At 41.4% G+C, this 16,520-nt stretch carries 18 protein-coding genes and 4 pseudogenes; 6 read left to right on the top strand and 16 right to left on the bottom strand.

The features are described 5' to 3' along the window. Nucleotides 1–9: 9 nt before the first annotated feature. Entirely contained in the window at nt 10–891 is an 882-nt protein-coding gene (locus NSTC731_RS08075; protein WP_445630353.1) for an AAA family ATPase, read from the bottom strand. A gap of 296 nt (nt 892–1,187) precedes the next feature. Between NSTC731_RS08075 and NSTC731_RS08070 the strand changes: the two genes are divergently transcribed. Next, on the top strand, nt 1,188–1,397 hold the full coding sequence (locus tag NSTC731_RS08070; protein ID WP_322667910.1) for a TOBE domain-containing protein: 210 nt from the start codon (nt 1,188–1,190) through the stop codon (nt 1,395–1,397). A 415-nt stretch (nt 1,398–1,812) separates the two neighbouring features. Here NSTC731_RS08070 and NSTC731_RS08065 read toward each other — a convergent pair whose 3' ends face one another. The 12 genes and pseudogenes from NSTC731_RS08065 to NSTC731_RS08010 all read right to left on the bottom strand — a co-directional run. Further along, on the bottom strand, nt 1,813–2,112 hold the full coding sequence (locus NSTC731_RS08065; RefSeq protein WP_445630352.1) for a 2Fe-2S iron-sulfur cluster-binding protein: 300 nt from the start codon (nt 2,110–2,112) through the stop codon (nt 1,813–1,815). 228 nt (nt 2,113–2,340) lie between these two features. After that, a complete protein-coding gene (locus tag NSTC731_RS08060) occupies nt 2,341–2,712 on the bottom strand; it encodes a HesB/IscA family protein (RefSeq protein ID WP_322681497.1) in 372 nt (123 codons plus the stop codon). A gap of 280 nt (nt 2,713–2,992) precedes the next feature. Continuing rightward, nucleotides 2,993–3,790 (bottom strand): HesA/MoeB/ThiF family protein, encoded by a 798-nt coding sequence (locus NSTC731_RS08055; RefSeq protein ID WP_322709710.1) that lies wholly within the window; start codon nt 3,788–3,790, stop codon nt 2,993–2,995. 10 nt (nt 3,791–3,800) lie between these two features. Next, nucleotides 3,801–4,118: a nitrogenase-stabilizing/protective protein NifW gene (nifW, locus tag NSTC731_RS08050; protein ID WP_322674579.1), complete on the bottom strand. Its 318-nt coding sequence runs from the start codon at nt 4,116–4,118 to the stop codon at nt 3,801–3,803. Then, nucleotides 4,115–4,330 (bottom strand): CCE_0567 family metalloprotein, encoded by a 216-nt coding sequence (locus NSTC731_RS08045; RefSeq protein WP_265270016.1) that lies wholly within the window; start codon nt 4,328–4,330, stop codon nt 4,115–4,117. Before NSTC731_RS08045 ends, nifW begins: the two co-directional genes overlap by 4 nt. Before the next feature lie 178 nt (nt 4,331–4,508). Beyond that, nucleotides 4,509–4,985: a NifX-associated nitrogen fixation protein gene (locus tag NSTC731_RS08040; protein WP_445630351.1), complete on the bottom strand. Its 477-nt coding sequence runs from the start codon at nt 4,983–4,985 to the stop codon at nt 4,509–4,511. Continuing rightward, a complete protein-coding gene (nifX, locus tag NSTC731_RS08035) occupies nt 4,982–5,395 on the bottom strand; it encodes a nitrogen fixation protein NifX (RefSeq protein ID WP_445630350.1) in 414 nt (137 codons plus the stop codon). Before nifX ends, NSTC731_RS08040 begins: the two co-directional genes overlap by 4 nt. 191 nt (nt 5,396–5,586) lie before the next feature. Next, on the bottom strand, nt 5,587–6,924 hold the full coding sequence (gene nifN / locus NSTC731_RS08030) for a nitrogenase iron-molybdenum cofactor biosynthesis protein NifN (protein WP_445630349.1): 1,338 nt from the start codon (nt 6,922–6,924) through the stop codon (nt 5,587–5,589). Continuing rightward, nucleotides 6,925–8,307 carry a nitrogenase iron-molybdenum cofactor biosynthesis protein NifE gene (gene nifE / locus NSTC731_RS08025; protein WP_445630348.1) on the bottom strand — a complete coding sequence of 461 codons (1,383 nt, stop codon included), beginning with the start codon at nt 8,305–8,307 and terminating at the stop codon, nt 6,925–6,927. A 155-nt stretch (nt 8,308–8,462) separates the two neighbouring features. Then, nucleotides 8,463–8,810, bottom strand: a complete 348-nt coding sequence (locus tag NSTC731_RS08020; RefSeq protein ID WP_445630347.1) for a Mo-dependent nitrogenase C-terminal domain-containing protein — start codon at nt 8,808–8,810, stop codon at nt 8,463–8,465. Between the two features lie 207 nt (nt 8,811–9,017). Beyond that, a complete protein-coding gene (gene nifK / locus NSTC731_RS08015; protein WP_445630346.1) occupies nt 9,018–10,553 on the bottom strand; it encodes a nitrogenase molybdenum-iron protein subunit beta in 1,536 nt (511 codons plus the stop codon). A 220-nt stretch (nt 10,554–10,773) separates the two neighbouring features. Beyond that, a pseudogene (locus NSTC731_RS08010) lies at nt 10,774–10,941 on the bottom strand (nitrogenase molybdenum-iron protein alpha chain); the annotation flags it as partial. 296 nt (nt 10,942–11,237) lie between these two features. On the opposite strand from NSTC731_RS08010, the pseudogene NSTC731_RS08005 reads away from it, so the two are divergent. From NSTC731_RS08005 to NSTC731_RS07990, 4 genes and pseudogenes are all read left to right on the top strand, one after another. After that, nucleotides 11,238–12,579, top strand: a pseudogene (locus NSTC731_RS08005) (site-specific integrase). A gap of 43 nt (nt 12,580–12,622) precedes the next feature. Continuing rightward, on the top strand, nt 12,623–12,898 hold the full coding sequence (locus NSTC731_RS08000) for a hypothetical protein (RefSeq protein WP_445630345.1): 276 nt from the start codon (nt 12,623–12,625) through the stop codon (nt 12,896–12,898). Then, nucleotides 12,883–13,182 (top strand): PIN domain-containing protein, encoded by a 300-nt coding sequence (locus NSTC731_RS07995; protein ID WP_445630344.1) that lies wholly within the window; start codon nt 12,883–12,885, stop codon nt 13,180–13,182. Before NSTC731_RS08000 ends, NSTC731_RS07995 begins: the two co-directional genes overlap by 16 nt. 203 nt (nt 13,183–13,385) lie before the next feature. Then, nucleotides 13,386–13,907: an alpha-ketoglutarate-dependent dioxygenase AlkB gene (locus NSTC731_RS07990; RefSeq protein ID WP_445630343.1), complete on the top strand. Its 522-nt coding sequence runs from the start codon at nt 13,386–13,388 to the stop codon at nt 13,905–13,907. A gap of 60 nt (nt 13,908–13,967) precedes the next feature. On the opposite strand, the pseudogene NSTC731_RS07985 reads toward NSTC731_RS07990, so the two are convergent. Next, nucleotides 13,968–14,537, bottom strand: a pseudogene (locus tag NSTC731_RS07985) (Uma2 family endonuclease). A 123-nt stretch (nt 14,538–14,660) separates the two neighbouring features. Beyond that, nucleotides 14,661–15,263 carry a hypothetical protein gene (locus tag NSTC731_RS07980; protein ID WP_445630342.1) on the bottom strand — a complete coding sequence of 201 codons (603 nt, stop codon included), beginning with the start codon at nt 15,261–15,263 and terminating at the stop codon, nt 14,661–14,663. Nucleotides 15,264–15,499: 236 nt separating this feature from the next. Between NSTC731_RS07980 and NSTC731_RS07975 the strand changes: the two are divergent. Next, nucleotides 15,500–15,856: pseudogene (locus tag NSTC731_RS07975) on the top strand (XisI protein). 65 nt (nt 15,857–15,921) lie between these two features. On the opposite strand, the gene NSTC731_RS07970 reads toward NSTC731_RS07975, so the two are convergent. Beyond that, nucleotides 15,922–16,461, bottom strand: a complete 540-nt coding sequence (locus NSTC731_RS07970) for a DUF2267 domain-containing protein (RefSeq protein WP_445630341.1) — start codon at nt 16,459–16,461, stop codon at nt 15,922–15,924. Nucleotides 16,462–16,520: the final 59 nt, after the last annotated feature.

The following is a 16,520-nucleotide window of genomic DNA, read 5'->3' as shown; positions in this document are numbered from 1 at the left end:
TAAGGATATTCACTTATTAGTTTTTATATTAGCAGATTTGCATAATCGAGAAATAATTGCTTTGGCTGATTCTTGGGGACTGGCTATAGTATCAATTATAAGAGAGCGATCGCTCGTATCCATCGTCTCTAAAATCTGTTTCGTCGAAACCGAATCATAGTTCTGACTTTCTTCGACAAATATTTTTAGTTTTTCCTGCAATTCTAGACTGGTGACAACTTGTTTACTGACAAGCTCTAAGATTTGTTGTTCTTCTTTAGGAGTAAAATAAGCAGAAGCTTCTGGTACGCCCAAACTAGCAAAATTGCTCAGTACTTTGGGAATAATTTGCATCCGATCGTCTAACTCTTGATTAGCAATTCGATCGAAAGAATCATGACGTTTTATAAGTCTTTCTAAACGTACAGTATTTGGTACAGTCAACATTACAAATTTAGCATTTTTTAAAGCCTTAGCTGCATAGCGAATCTCATTTTCACCACGTAAACTATCGAAAACTAACATAGAGTTGACTTGTTGTGGATTAATATGTAGCGAAGCTAAAATGTGACCCATTCCACCAGGAAAGTGTTCTCGATAAAGGCGAGTATAAGTTAGGCGTTTAATCCGGCAATGGGGTTGCATGAGTTTCTCTTGCATTTTTAACATTGGCGCAATTATTACGCGTTCGGTTAAAACACGACGATTAGGTAAAAGTGTAAAATCCAAGCCTTCTTCAGCCAAAGCTTTCGCGATCGTGCTTTTTCCAACGCCAGTCATACCTACTATGATTAGTAAAGGGAAACTTGTTATTGGCAACCAGTCTTTAGGAACAGGAAATCCTACGCCTACACCTAGACTTAAATGTTCAAAAAATAGATTTTGCCTTGTTGTATTAACTCGATCCTGCACAATATGAACCTCTTTTTAAACTAGTTATTATAAAGATGCAATCATATTAGTACCTCAGTATTTCCACATAACAAAATAGCCATCTTAAATTGATGATAATATACATTAATAGTTAGTTTTTTAAAGTTTTTGTCTTACTTTTTGGAGCAAATGACCGTCCCACCTATTTGCGTAATGCTCGTCAAACAAATAAGGTTATTTAAAAATTATTAAGATATTTTAATAAAAGCTATTTTTAAAATCAAAACTTGCTAACTTACTAAAGTATAAATAGTTCAAATTAGTGGATTAAAAACATGGAAATTAGCGCTCGTAATTCTCTGAAGGGTACTGTCAAAAAAGTTGTACATGGTTCAGTTAATACTGAGATAACTTTAGAACTAGCGCCAGGAGTAGAGCTAGTCTCAATTATCACAAAATCATCAGCAGAAAAGCTATCACTTGCAGAAGGTAAGCAAGCTTATGCTGTGATTAAATCATCAGATGTGATCGTTGCTGTTGATTAAAAAATAGAGTTGGCTTCCTTTGCGAGCCACTCTATTTTTTCATATAAAATTGCATTTATTTATACAATTAGAAAACATAAATTGCTCGGATATTTTCTAAATCTAGGACAAAATCTATGTTATCAAGATTGAGGAAGGATCAAATAAAAAAAATCTTGTTGCAATCTGATATGAGTTTTTATTATTATTCCTATTAATACAATTTTTTTCAAGATTGTTTTATTTTGAGTTTTATAAAAAGTTGCGATTCCTCGCTTTTCCATTCTCAATAATTATAATGAACGGCCAAAAACACAAAAGCAGATAAATATTTTAATTATAAATTAGGAATTGTGAAAGGAGGAAGGAAGTATATTTTCATCCTTCATCCTTCATTTTTTATTTGGTTGCGAAAGGCAGCAACCAAAGTAATAATTTAGACCAGATATGCTTCTTGATGTGTTTTAATTGTGCAATTAGAACGAGGATAAGTTACACAAAGTAGAGCGTATCCTTTAGAAACCTGATCGTCATCTAAAAAGTTTTGATCGTCTTGATTAACTTCACCTTCGACAACTTTACCAACACAGCTAGAGCAAGAGCCTGCATGACATGAAAAGGGCAACTCAATACCATTTTCTTCTGCTGCTTCTAAGATGGTAGTCTCTTCGTCAACTTCAATTGTGGTGTCGAGGTCTTCTTTTTTGTTGATTAATCTAACTTGGTAGGTAGCCATTTTCAGATTCTCCTCAAACGTTATACAGTTGGTCTAATTTCCGAATTTTTTGAGCAACCTATCCTACTTTTTGCTTCCCTTCTTCTGACAGAGATGCTAAGTTTAGTTAGCTTTTTTATAGAGATAAGGGATGCAATGCGAACTAGAAGCTATCTCAAGGGCATTGAAACTCTGCGGAGTGCGTTGATGAGAAGTCTCTACAATTGACTTAGCACTAATAGAATGATGTTAGCTGCAAGGTACACCAGTAGGCGTACAGTCGCCTGCTTTAAAAGACTTTCCACAACCGCAGGTATCAGTTGCATTAGGGTTGATGAATTTAAAACCGCTTTCCATCACTCCCTCAACAAAGTCAACGATAACTCCGTCTAATAAAGGCGCACTTTTAGCATCAACGTAAACCAGTACTTTGCCTTGCTGACTTACTAAATCATCTGGTTGGGGCTTGCTGGTGATATCGATCGCATATTCATAGCCACTGCAACCACCATCTTTTACAGAGATACGGACACCTTTAGTTGCGCCATCAGCATCGGGTGCGGAACCTTTAAGGAATGCCCGCAGATGAAATTCTGCTTTTTCTGATAAAATAACGGCCATCAGTTCTCCTGATTTGTAGCGATTAGTTGTTCTGATTTTAGGTGGGGTTGTCCTTCGTCATTTGTCCTACACTGCGGGTTCGCCCTTGGCGTTCTCGTTCGCGCAGCGTCTCCGTCAGGAGAAGAGTAGCCGCAGTAGCGTCTATGTCATTTGTTATTTACTAATGACCAATGACCAATACTTCTCTACGAGAGGCTGCGCCCGAAGCGTAGCTATGCCGCAGGCTTTACGACTACGCGGTAGTTGAGCTCAGTCGAAACTCAGTACAAGTGACCAATGACTAATGACTATTGACTGTGGGTTCCATCGAATTGGATTGCGCGTGTCTCCAAGGCGCACTATTACCGCATACTGGACAAGAGCGATCGCGGTAAGAACGGCGTTTCGCAAATTCCATCCGATTTAAGTCGATTGTCAGCAATTGCGACAATAGAGGCTGACTAAACCCGGTGATCAGCTTGATAGCTTCCAAAGCTGTTAGACAAGCTAGTGTTCCAGAAACAGCGCCTAGAACTGAAAAGCCGCGCTGATCCCAATCAGGCTTTTCTGGAAACAGACAAGATAAACAAGGAGTCACACCAGGAATAATCGTTGTCAGGTAAGCCTCCATCCCATTCATTGCGGCTTCTACCATTGGCTTACGCGATCGCACACAGGCTTCATTTAACAAATTGCGCTCTGTAAAATTGTGGGCGCAGTCAAGAGCCATATCCGCAGATTGCACTAACGAATCTACATTTTCCGGGGTGATGTAATCATGAACAGCTTCCACTTGGACATCAGGATTAATCGCATCCAGAGTTTCTTTAGCTTTGAATACCCTTGGCTTACCTACCCAATCATCAGTCATAAGAACTTGACGATTCATATCATCTAGCCGCAAGTCACCACCCCGGACTAAGATTAGCCGCCCAACGCCCGCTACTGCTAAGTAAAGCGCCGCCGTACCGCCTAATCCTCCCACACCCGTAACCAAAACTGTCGCTGACTTCAGGCGTTTCTGTGCTGTTTCGCCAAAATTCGGAAGCATCATTTGGCGACGATAGCGTTCTAATTCGGTAGGCGTTAGGTTAACCAATTTATACCTCCTAATCAGAAGTGATTTCTGTCAGTGTGACTACATTTTTCGGCTTGTCGTTAAATACTTTGAACAGCTTTTGTTCGTGGGGTGTTGATTCGACAAATACCTGATAAGCTTTTTGCAAAGCCAAAGAATATTGATTTAATCTCTCTTCTTGATTCAAGTCAGGAGAATTATCATCAATTTCCTGGATGTATTGAGAAAACTTTTTCAGAATATGTAGACGATTTACATTCACAACTTCTAAATCGTAGGACATATTAAAGAATTGAAAAAATTCTTCTGCATCTACGAGTTTCTTGAATTCATCAATAGTTCCAGTCATTTCGCATTCTCCAATTGTTTTAGATGTTGCTTAAGTTCATCTAACTGGCGATAGATTTCATAAGTTGCGGCTGCAACATCCATAAGTTGTTTGTAATCTGTTGGCAGACCTTCAGCTAAATCATGCAGATCCATCTTCATTTGACCTGCTTTGCTGTTGAGCCGTCTGATTTGTCCCTGTAGTTCCTCAATACTCGTTTCTTCTGCTTGCACAATCAGCCACTCCTTTTCAGTGCTGAGTACTGAGTGCTGAGTTATGAGTTACAAGTAATGAGTTAGAAGTTAGAAGTTATGAGTTGAAAGTTATAAATTATATAATTTTTAATTTATAACTCTTCACTATTTACTCTTAACTCTTCACTCAGCACTCATGACTCAGCACTCAGCACTCTTAAAGTTTGCCAACTTCAGGAAAACGCTTCGCCAAATCAAGACCTTTTTTGACGTAGTTCTCTCCCTCTTCTGCTAATTTTTCTAGGGAGTCAAAGCCAAAACGATGAGCATCTCGCAAAGTTTTCACAGTTAGCAAAAGACGACCAGAAAAAACTAGCGCCCAGCCAAATCCTTCATGGCTCAAATCAACTACAACCTGGGATATCAAACCTGTTTCTTGTTCAATCCCAGCCGCTACAGCTCGAAAAAATGCCAAAATCCGGGCTTGAGTTACCGCATCAACTTCGCCCTCAACGGAGATTTCCCGTTTCTTTTGTTTGCTAACAATAAAGGGTTTGAGAATCAACTCATCCGACCAAGTACGATAAACTCCATAGCTGTCTTGACCACGGATTTGTTTGATTAATACCTTAAGAAAAGGTGAGTTCAAGACTTCAGTTGTAGCGGTTCCGTTAACACTATTATTTGCGGTCATACTGTTGCTTCGTCTTCGATTTCATCAGCAAAGTTTGTGGTTTTTGGTTGTAAAGCTTTACGCAACCAAGGTGGAGGATTACCTTTGAGGGTTTGCACTAGCTTGTTTAGCACTTCACTAATTTCTTCTTCTTCCGATCGCGCCTTCACTGGGGTGACACCTTTCTTGATTAACCGAGCGGCGGCACTACCACCAATTGCTGTTACGTAAATAATCGTACAGTCGCCTATTGCTTCAAGTTTTGGGGTGATTTTGTCTTCATTTCCGTCTTCTTTGAGTTCGCCTTCAAAGGTGAGGGTTTCTACGAAGTGATATCCCTCATCGGAAATTTCGTAAACATCAATCATTTTTGCCCATCCGAAGTGAGCGTTAATATGAACTCGGTCGCTCGTTGTGAAGGCTATTTTCATTGTAATTCTCCTCTCTAAAGTTTTGAATTTTGAAGCAATACGGTTCAGTTAGTAATATTTAGCTTCGGAAGATCCCCCCAACCCCCCTTAAAAAGGGGGGCTAATTTAAGACTTGCTCTATTCCCTCCTTTTTAAGGAGGGTTAGGGAGGATCAACTCTTAACTGAACTGTTTTGAATTTCAAGTGTGAATTCAAAACTCTGCGCTGACAGTTCCGAATTCTTGGAACTGCTTAACTCTCGCTTCTTCTGCCTCTAAAAACAGGTTGCCGATGCCAAACAAAAGTTCCATTGTGCCTCGATAGCCAACTTTGGTAAATTGACCATTACCTAAGCGGTCATAAATGGGCAATCCTAAACGATAAAGAGGAATCGAAAGGCGTTTTGCGATCGTACCCACATTTGAGTTACCAATCAGCAAATCAGAACCGCCTGCTAGACTCTCAAAGTCTTCCAAGTCGCCGATGGTGATGCTTTTAACCGGGAGTTTTTCTAAGAGAGGCGATCGCGTGGTTGTCACCACTGCATGAATTTGCGCTCCCATCGATTGCAAGAAATGCACTGTTGACCACAACAAATCTGGTTCCAGTGCTAAGGAAACTCGTTTTGCACCGAAGTAAAAGTGAGTATCCAGCATCGCATCTTGCAACTGACGACGTTGGCGGCGGTATTTTTCGGGTACGCTATTACCGCTCAGAATCGCCAATGCTTGGATAAATTCATCTACTGGTTCTAATCCAGTCAGTTCGCCAAACACTTCGTAAGGTGTGCCAAAGCGTTCTTCGAGAATCTTGGCAGCACCCCGCATACTTTCACCCAATGCCAAGGTGAAAGCAGAACTACCCACTTCTCGTAGCTGTTTTAAGGTAGTTCCACTGACTGTAACCGCACTATAATTATCCTCTAAATGTCCATCTAGAGAAGCGCCAAGGTCAGGTACAAAGATCGGCACTAATCCAAAGGAGGTGACTATCTCTTTGATTTCCTGTACATCCCCAGGTGTGAAAGCAGAACCCGCCAAAATTGTGACTTGTTCAGTTCTGAGTCCACCTGCGCGGGGGATTTCCTTAACTATGCTTTCCACAGCGACGGCAAAACCATCTTGCAACGCACCTTTAAAATCTGGGGTAGGTGCAAAAACGATCGCTAAATTATTCAATTCGGGATGGCGATCGCGGATTTCCTTCAGAAAACCTTCAATATCATCGCCTCTAGTTTCCGTTAACCCAGTACTACATAAACCAATAATTTCTGGGTTAGCCTTTTCTACCAGAGTCAGAATTGCTTGCTCCACATTTTCTTCACCACCCAAAATGGTCGTGACTTCCGTCATTGCTGTCGTAGCTAAGGGAATCGCTTCCCGGAAATGTCGCACTAGGACAACTTTGGCGAAAGCAGTACAACCTTGAGAACCGTGGAATAAGGGCATCGTCCCTTTCAATCCCAAAAAGGCTAAGGTTGCGCCCAAAGCTTGACTTTGCTTGAGGGGATTAACTGTCAGTGCTTTGTTAGAAGCGGTAACGATCGCCATTTAAACTTCCTCCTCTTCTTCCCAAGGAGCGGGTTTGCGTATTTGTTCCCAAATCGGGCTATACAGAGCTTCGTACAGTTCCCGCGCCATCTCAATCATTCCCACATAACCTGCATAAGGATGGTGGCGTTCTTGGTTGATATCAAGGAAAGGAATTCTAGCTTTCAAAGCGGTGTATTGGTTACGTCCACCAGCAATCAGCATATCTGCTTTGGTGTTTTTAACCAGTTGTAGCAATTCTTGAGCGTTGCCTTTCTCTAGCATGATGCCATCGTTGCCAATCAACTTCTTGATTTTGGCTTTATCTTCTTCAGTACTTTTCCGAGTACTGGTAGCAACAACTTCAATGCCTAAGTCTCTAGCCGCCGAAATAATCGACCAACTCTTAACACCACCAGTATACAAAACAACCCGCTTACCTTTGAGTCGAGCGCGATAGGGAGCCAGTGCCAAATCTAAAGCAGCCGTTTCTTCTGCAATCAGCTTTTCTGTCCGCTCTTGTAAATCGCGATCGCCTAATTTAGCGGCGATGTTTCGCAGACAGCGATTCATATCATCGATGCCGTAGAAAGACTCTTCAATGTAAGGGATGTTGTAACGCTCCTCCATCTTTCTCGCCATATTGAGCAGCGCTCGCGAGCAGATCATGACGTTGAGCTTGGCGCGGTGGGCGTAGCGAATTTCATTGTAGCGAGCATCGCCCGTAATTTTAGACAAAATACGGATGCCTAATTTTTCTAGCAGTGGTGTTACTCCCCACATTTCCCCGGCGATATTGTATTCACCGATTAAGTTAATATCATAGGGCGTTGTATGTTCCGGTTCTGCTGTGCCGACAACATATTCTAATAAAGATTCACCGCCAAAACGGTTGCCCAGATTTTTACTGCCAATGAATCCTGGAGCAATGACGGGAACAACAGGAATACCAATTTTCTCAGCCGCCGCTTTGCAGACAGCATCCATATCATCGCCAATTAAGGCTGTAACGCAAGTGGCATAGACGAATACTGCTGCTGGTTGGTAGCGCTCGTGAAGTTCCAAAATTGCTTTGTAGAGTTTCTTTTCGCCACCGAAGATGACATCATTTTCACCCAAGTCAGTCGTAAAGCCCATTTTGTAGAGTTGAGGGCCAGACGACAGACTACCACGACTGCCCCAGGAATTACCAGCACAGGCGATCGGCCCGTGGACTAGATGCGCTGCATCTGCGATCGGCACTAAAGCAATCATTGCACCATCAAAGGCACAGCCCCCTTGAGCCGCGCCAGGTTGTGCCTGTTGAGCGCATGACTTGTTTTTCTTTTCGGATTGTTTGTGCTGATTATGCTCGCATCCTGTCTCAGTCAGCAGCTCGTTGATTTTGCCTTGGGTGCTTTTCATCTCTCTTCTCTTAATTGTTAATTGTCCTTTGTCATTTGAATCGACTATTGTACAGACGCGTAGACGCTCGAAGAGCGGCTTCTCGCAGAGTATAATCGCGTCTCTACCAATGACTAATGACTAATGACCAATGACCAATGACCAATGACTAATGACTAACAAATGTATTTTGTGACATCCTCTCCACAGACATCGGTCAGGTAAGATAGAGCGCGGAAACGCAATCCTACAAATTCGTCATATAAAGGATTGAGTTTACATAGTGGTGGGATATCAATACACTTTCCAAATAATTTAATTTGTCGCTCAAAGGGACAACAACAAGGAATTGTTTGACAAATTAGATGAGCGAAGCGATTATTTTTAACCTGAATTCCATCCACTACACCACGCAACGGATTCAGAAGATTGTTGAACCATCCTCGTTTTTTCTGATTAGGTGGATGGTAATTAGGATGAGGATGAGTGTGAGTATGTTCGTGAGTGCGATTGATGGTTTCCATTTATAAATCCCTTGGGTAAATGCTATCAAGAAAAAGGAAAGTTGGGGATGGGGGATTGGGCATCGGGCATTGGGTTTGGATATTTCCCTATTCCCGTTCGGCTACGCTACTTCGACTGCGCTCAGTACAAGTCACGGCAAGCCTATTCCCTATTCCCTATTCCCCTTCTTTACCCTTTAATTAACACGTTGTGTTTCTACGCAATTTCTAACGAATCAAGTCGTAGGAAATATCTGTCTTAGAAGGAATGTTGGTGTTGCGATCGATTTCTTCAAACAGGGTATTTACAGTCCAGTTGAGGAGGTTGATCACACCTTGATAACCAATGGTGGCGTAGCGGTGTAAGTGGTGGCGATCCATGATGGGGTAGCCGATTCTCACGAGGGGAATCTTGGTGTCGCGCCACAGGTACTTACCGTAGGTGTTACCAACTAAGAAGTCTACTGGTTCGGTGAACAACAATGAACGCATGTGCCACAAATCCTTACCAGGCCAAACAGTTGCATGTTGACCGAAGGGGCTAGAAGCAAGCAATTCTTTGATTTCTGCTTCAAATACTTCGTTGCTGTTGTGAACCAAGATATGCACAGGTTCAGCACCCATTTCTAGCATAAAGCCAACTACGCTGTATACTAAATCTGGTTCGCCGTAGATAGCGAAGCGCTTACCGTGAATCCATGCGTGAGAGTCAGTCATGGCATCAACTGCCTGACCGCGTTCAATTTCCAATTGTTCGGGAATGGGGATACCGCTCAATTCGCTGAGTTTCATCAAGAACTCATCAGTACCCTTAATGCCCCAAGGACGGGAAACTGAAGTTGGTTGGTTCCACTCTTTTTCAATGTACTCGCGGGTTTTGGGGGTAGAGTGTGCTTGCAGAGCGATCGTTGCTTTTGCATTGATTGAATCTGCTGCATCTTCTAACTTTGTACCACCTGGGTACATATCGAACTCACCTGTGTTAGGTGAATCCAAGTAGTCGCTGTTATCAGCTAGAATTGTGTAGTCAAAGCCGAACAGCGAAGCAATCCGCTTGATTTCGCGGTTGTTACCTACATAGGTGTCAAAACCTGGGATGAAGTTGATTTTACCATTGCTGGTTTCTTTCTTATGACCTGCGGTCAAGTTAGAAAGAATTCCCTTCATCATGTTGTCGTAACCAGTGATGTGGGAACCGACAAAGCTTGGGGTGTGAGCGTAAGGTACTGGGAAATCTTGAGGAACTGAACCAGCTTGTTTAGCGTTGTTGATGAAGGCTTGTAAGTCATCACCAATTACTTCTGCCATACAGGTGGTGCAGACAGCGATCATCTTGGGCTTGTAGAGTTGGTAAGAGTTCGCCAAGCCGTCAATCATGTTTTGCAGACCACCAAACACGGCTGCATCTTCAGTCATTGAAGAAGATACACCAGAGAATGGTTCTTTGTAGTGACGGGTTAAGTGGGTGCGGAAGTAAGCAACGCAACCTTGAGAACCTTGAACGAAAGGTAGAGTACCTTCAAAACCAACAGCAGCAAAGATTGCTCCTAGTGGTTGACAACCTTTAGCAGGGTTAACGGTTAAAGCTTCACGAGCGAAATTCTTTTCACGATAATCCCAACTCTTTGTCCACTCTGCAACCCGTTGTACTTCTTCGGTTTCGTGACCGTTTTCAAACTGCTTTTTGTTTTCAAATAGCTGTTGGTACTCAGGCTGGTGGAATAACTCGACGTGGTCTTGAATTTTTTCTGGATTCTGAGGCATTTCTGGATCTCCAAGCTTACTGAATTCTTTACTAATCGAGGTGGAAGTGGGAGAGAGGCAATTAATCGCGTCTCTACAAGGGAGTGAGAATATGATTCAAAATTCAAAATGCAAAAATCAAAAGAAATTTTAATCTTTCAATTTTGAATTTTGGATTCCCAACTCCCCCCTGGGGTTTTAAGCCCCAGGTTATCCTTACTTATCGCTCTCTCCCATTTGCCTAGACGGCAGCCTTAGCCTTAGCTTCAGCCTTCTTAGCCTGAGCTTTTTCATTCCAAGGAGCGCCAATTAATGACCAAGTTGGGCTGTTGAGTGCCAAGTCCATATCGCGTGCGAAGATGGCGAAGCCGTCATAACCGTGATAAGGGCCGGAGTAATCCTTTTTGTGGTTTAATTTTTTTCTACTGTCTAATGTTTGCAGTAAGCAATGTCTCTGCTAAACATTGTTTTCTGAGAACACATTTATTTTTAGCCTAAATATAGGCTAAAAACACAGCGATGCATAATCAGGTTCAGGACTCACGCATCATCTAAATGTTGTCCTGAGCCAAGGCGTTGCTGAATTAAGTGATGATTCTTGTAGGGTGGGCATCCTGCCCGCCTGGAAATACAAGGGACGGGCTTTTCGGCCCATCCCACAAAACCAGCAAAATCATCTCGCAAATATGCAACACCGCCCGGTGTTTGTGTTCATCTCTGCAATCACAGAAACAAAGAGCGCATGATCAGAGCAAAAGTACTACTGGAATTAGAGAAAGTTAATCTGCGTTTGAAGTCTGCAAAAGCAAAGGTAACAATTAGAGAATCGAATGGAAGTCTGCAATTACGGGCGACGTTGCCAATTAAACCAGGAGACAAAGACAGCAACGGTACTGGCAGAAAGCAATACAATCTCAGTTTAAATATTCCCGCTAACTTGGATGGACTCAAGACGGCTGAGGAAGAAGCTTATGAGTTAGGGAAATTAATCGCTCGTAAAACTTTTGAATGGAATGATAAATATTTAGGTAATGAAGCAATTAAAAAAGATTTTCAAACTATAGAGAAATTACTTGAAAAATTTGAAGAAGAGTATTTTAAAACTCACAAACGCACAACTAAAAGCGAACATACTTTTTTTTATTACTTTTCCCGTACCAAGAGATTTACCAATCCTCAAGATTTGGCAACTGCGGAAAATCTGATCGGTTCAATTGAGCAAATTGATAAAGAATGGGCGAAATATAATGCAGTGAGAGCGATCGCTGCATTTTGTGTGACATTCAATATCGAAATTGATTTATCTAAATATTCCAAAATGCCTAACAATAATTCCCGCAATATACCAACCGATGCAGAAATAACTGAGGGAATTCTCAAATTTGAAGATTATCTCAATAGTAGAGGCAATCAAGTTAATCAAAATGTTCAAGATAGTTGGCAGCTTTGGCGATGGACGTATGGAATGTTAGCAGTTTTTGGTTTACGTCCAAGGGAACTTTTTATTAATCCCGATCTTGATTGGTGGTTGAGTCAAGAAAATGTAGATTTAACATGGAAAGTTCATCAGGATTGTAAGACTGGTGAGAGAGAAGCATTACCATTACATAGGCGATGGATTGAGGATTTTGATTTGAGAAGTCCGAAGTATTTGGAGATGTTGAGGAGTGCGATCGCTAAAAAAGATAACACTAATCATGCTGAAATAACGGCGTTAACACAGCGAGTTAGTTGGTGGTTTCGCAAAATAGGATTGGATTTTAAACCCTATGATTTACGTCATGCTTGGGCAATTCGGGCGCATATTTTGGGAATACCAATTAAAGCGGCGGCAGATAATTTGGGGCATAGTGTGCAAGTTCACACCCAAACTTATCAGCGTTGGTTTTCGCTAGATATGCGGAAGTTAGCGATTAATCAGGCGTTGAATAAGAGGAATGAAGTTGAGTTAATTAGAGAGGAGAATGCTAAGTTAAGGATGGAGAATGACAAGTTAAGATTGGAAATTGAAAAGTTGAGAATGGAAATGGTTTATAAACAAAGTTAAACTTGCCCAAATAATGATAATATAATAAGCTAGGAGGCCAATTATGGAAAGCATTAAAATTAGAACATATATAGGTGATGATGGAATTCTGCAAATCCAGCTTCCGCCTGAAATTGCTAACCAAGAATTAGATGTAGTGATTGTCTTTCAACCTGTCATACAAAAATCCTCACAGTCTCCAAACAAAACGCCGGAAGAACTAGGATACTCTCGTAAGTTTGTTGAAGAAGTAATAGGTAGTTGGGAAGGCGATCCGCTTGAACGTCCAGAACAACTTCCCTTTGAGGAGAGGGAGGAGATTCAATGGCCTATCTCCTAGATACAAATGCATGTATCCAAATTTTGAATTCACTAAATTCACCTGTAGCCCAAAAAACTTTATTAATTGCTTCTAGGGAAATTTATATTTGTACGGTTGTTTATAGTGAACTATATTACGGAGCTTACAAAAGCGCAAACGTTAATAGAAATCTCACTCATCTAGAAGATTTATTTACTGAATTTGTTGATTTACCACTCGATCGTCAAGCTGCAAAAATAGCTGGAAAGATTCGCGCTCGTCTCAATGCTTTGGGAACTCCAATTGGGCAAATGATTTGTTAATTGCTGCGTAGGCGTAGCCAGCCGTAGGCATCGCTTTAGCAAATGACCTTACTCTTGTTACCCACAACACCCGTGAATTTAGCCGTATTGATGGCTTGAAATACGATGATTGGGAATAGTTATGTATGAATGAAAGAGTCTAAAATATAAATGTTATATAAAATAATTATGCACAATGTAATAATATAGTTAACTCCTTGATTATGGACGCACCTGCTATTTATCTCAAATCGGATTTTATCCACTCAGCCGATGCTTTATTTCAGCACCTAAAAGAGTCTGTTTCTTGGGATGAGCGTATGAAATCTCGCAAGACTGCAAGTTTCGGTGTCTCATATAATTATTCTCAAATTTCTTATAAACAAACCTCTATGCCTAGCCAGATAGAGCAAGTTTGCACAGAAATACATAGGATTCTTGGTTTTTTTCCTAATAATTGCTTGCTAAACTATTATCCGAATGGCAACTCTTCTATGGGTTTTCACTCTGACTCTAGTCAAGAGCTTGCTGAAGGGACGGGTGTGGCAATTGTTTCATTAGGATCTGTGCGTTCAATTGTGTATCGTCATAAACATAAAAAAGACATAGAGTTTAGCTACCCATTGCCTAATGGCTCACTTCTTTATATGTCAAATGAAATTCAAGAGCAGTGGCTCCATGCAATTTTGAAAGCTCCAGAAGTTGGGGAAAGGATTAGTCTCACGTTTAGATTAATAGTTATATGATGTCTACGACAGGCAACGCCTATGCACCCCTCCCAAAGCATACATCGTCACAAAGCTGATTTACTCAAAAATAAGGCTGCGATAAATTTCTGCCATCGATAATGCAATCGCAACTGAATCTAAAGAAATAGATACCTCTAAGCTGCTAAAATCACTGAGCAACCAACCTTCTGGTTGTTTACTATAGCGTTCCACAAAAGGTTCATCTTGCTCGACTAATAAATATTCGCTAAAACTTGGAATTGATCGATACATCCGAAATTTACTTTGGCGATCGTAATCTGCGGTGGAAGGTGATAGAACTTCAACAATCAAAATGGGATTCAATACTTCATCTAAACCTTCTGCATTTAGTTGCGGTTCGCCGTCAAAAACCATTACTTCTGGGTATACTCCGCGTCGATGTTCGGGAATCCCAGGCGTAAATTGCTGTTAATTGGCCCGAATTGAGTATCGCGGAACACAGAGGTAACAATAGATCAAAATGTTTCCACCGATGCGGCTGTGTTTGAGCGTTCCTCCAGGTATGGGTACAATTTCTCTATCTCGATATTCGCTGCGTCCTTCGGCTTTTTCTGCGATCGCCCGATATTCATCTAAGCTGTAGCGGCGCGAGATAGTAGAAATCATAGATTGTAAGCGTTGGCGTAGCCCGCCGGCAGGCATCGCATTAGCGATAAAATAACAATATTATTTTGTCACAGATTTGCTTCTGAGGTGATATCGTACTGCAATGCGATGCCCACGCATCTATCAACTATTTTGAACCATCCAAACTAAAAATCCGAGAATTTGTTCCACAGGTGGAAGGGGATAATCCGTCAAATCGATAGTGACAAGATTATCCTCCAGCTTCAGGAATCGCCATTGTGTACCACTGCTAATAGAACCATAGATTACAGCAATTGGACGATTTTTTGCGGCGTTGAATCTTTGTGCTGCAACCATTTCTGCAATACATTGTCCAAACCCTGTTCTTAAATCAGCTTTTTTTGCTTCCAAAATTACAATTGCAGGTGCTTCAATTTCTAGAACTTCCGGCGAACGACTTAAAAGAAAATCACACATTCCATTAAGTCCAACTGCTTCATCAACTGTAAAATCTTCTCCAGAGAATAAGCTAATTTGGCGATTTAATATTCGTCTAACTTCTAATAATACTGGGTAAATAATTCCTTCTGAACGCGCTTTTTCACTTGCTGAAGAAGCAAGTGGCAGACTTTCTTCAAGATATGCCGTCAGTGTAGCAGATACTTCAATTGGTTCAGTGGCAGGAATAAATCGCCCACCTTCCTGCGTTTTTAACCCGAAAGCTTCTTTAACTTTACTGATAGTTGTAAACTGACTATAAGGCATAATTGGTAAAAATCATAAGTCGTAGGCCGCCGGAGGCATTGCACTGGCTATAAGATAAAAATATTATTTTCTCACAGATTTACTTGTGAGGTGATACGATCTTGCAGTCTATATATTCTTTTTTCTACAAAAGACTGCGCGATCGCTTTCAGGTTCTGCAAATTTATTCAAACGGTCATTGTCTGTAACAAAATTCCCCTTTTAGTGTATGACACAGAAAAACAGAAGATTGCAGAATGGATAAGCTAAATTTGTATCGTGAACTAATTCAGAAATTATTGACGGCGCGAGCAAAGTTGCGTTCTAAGAGCGATCCAGTAGAAAGTCAAACCATTTTTGATACTACAAAAGACCACTATCAGCTTGTGCATGTGGGATGGAAAGATAATAGTACCCGGATTTATGGCTGTGTGCTGCATATAGATATTAAGGATGGGAAGATTTGGGTGCAGCATGACGGAACGGAGGATGCGTAGGCGTAGCCCGTCGTAGACATCGCAGATCAACTTGTGAGGGAGGGAGTGCCTAAGCAGGATATTGTCATAGCATATCATGCACCTCATGTACGGCAGTATACATTTGCTGTAGGCTAAACCTATTGAAAAAGTCTGTTTGCGATCGCTACTCGCAAACAGACTTGACTTTTTCACCTTTCTAATTAAGCCTGTTCCCAAAGCTGACGTACATCATCAGGGAGCGCGCCAGCAACTTCCTGAATCCGCTCTGGGGAAAGTTCGTCTTTGGTAGCAGAAAACACCGCTTTAACTGCCTGTTCTGCGTTGACCGATCCTGGAACCCCTCCTTCATTAGCAACCCGCGTTAGAAATAGTTTGGAATCAATTCCAATAGGAGCCGGGCCTTTTAAAGGTTGACGGATTTTACTTATAAATCTCACAATTGGATTGGTGTCTTTCCAGAGTTCAGCCACTTCTAACTGGAGTGCTTTTTCATCTGTGGACACAGCCTCTGTATGCAGTTCTGACTCGACGCGATCGATTGTGTCTGTAGTCATTAAGTCACGCATAACGCGATACACAACTTCGGTAAAGTCTCTTGCATCATACAAATCTGCAAATCCGCTTTGAACCATAACTTTTTCAAGAAATGAGTGATGTTCGTCGGCGATCGCAGTTCGATTATCTTCAATCTCCGTTGGGTCAACTTCTGGAATATCTGTTCTAAAACTTTGATCTGGCATTGTTTTTTCTTCTGGTTATTAATTTTGAGTCTTTATGCTTACCTTATGTAAGGTCGCAC

The sequence above is a fragment of the Nostoc sp. DSM 114167 genome, assembly GCF_052692655.1.
The sequence above is the reverse complement of the archived record's forward strand: the minus strand, read 5'-3'. Positions and strand labels throughout refer to the sequence as shown.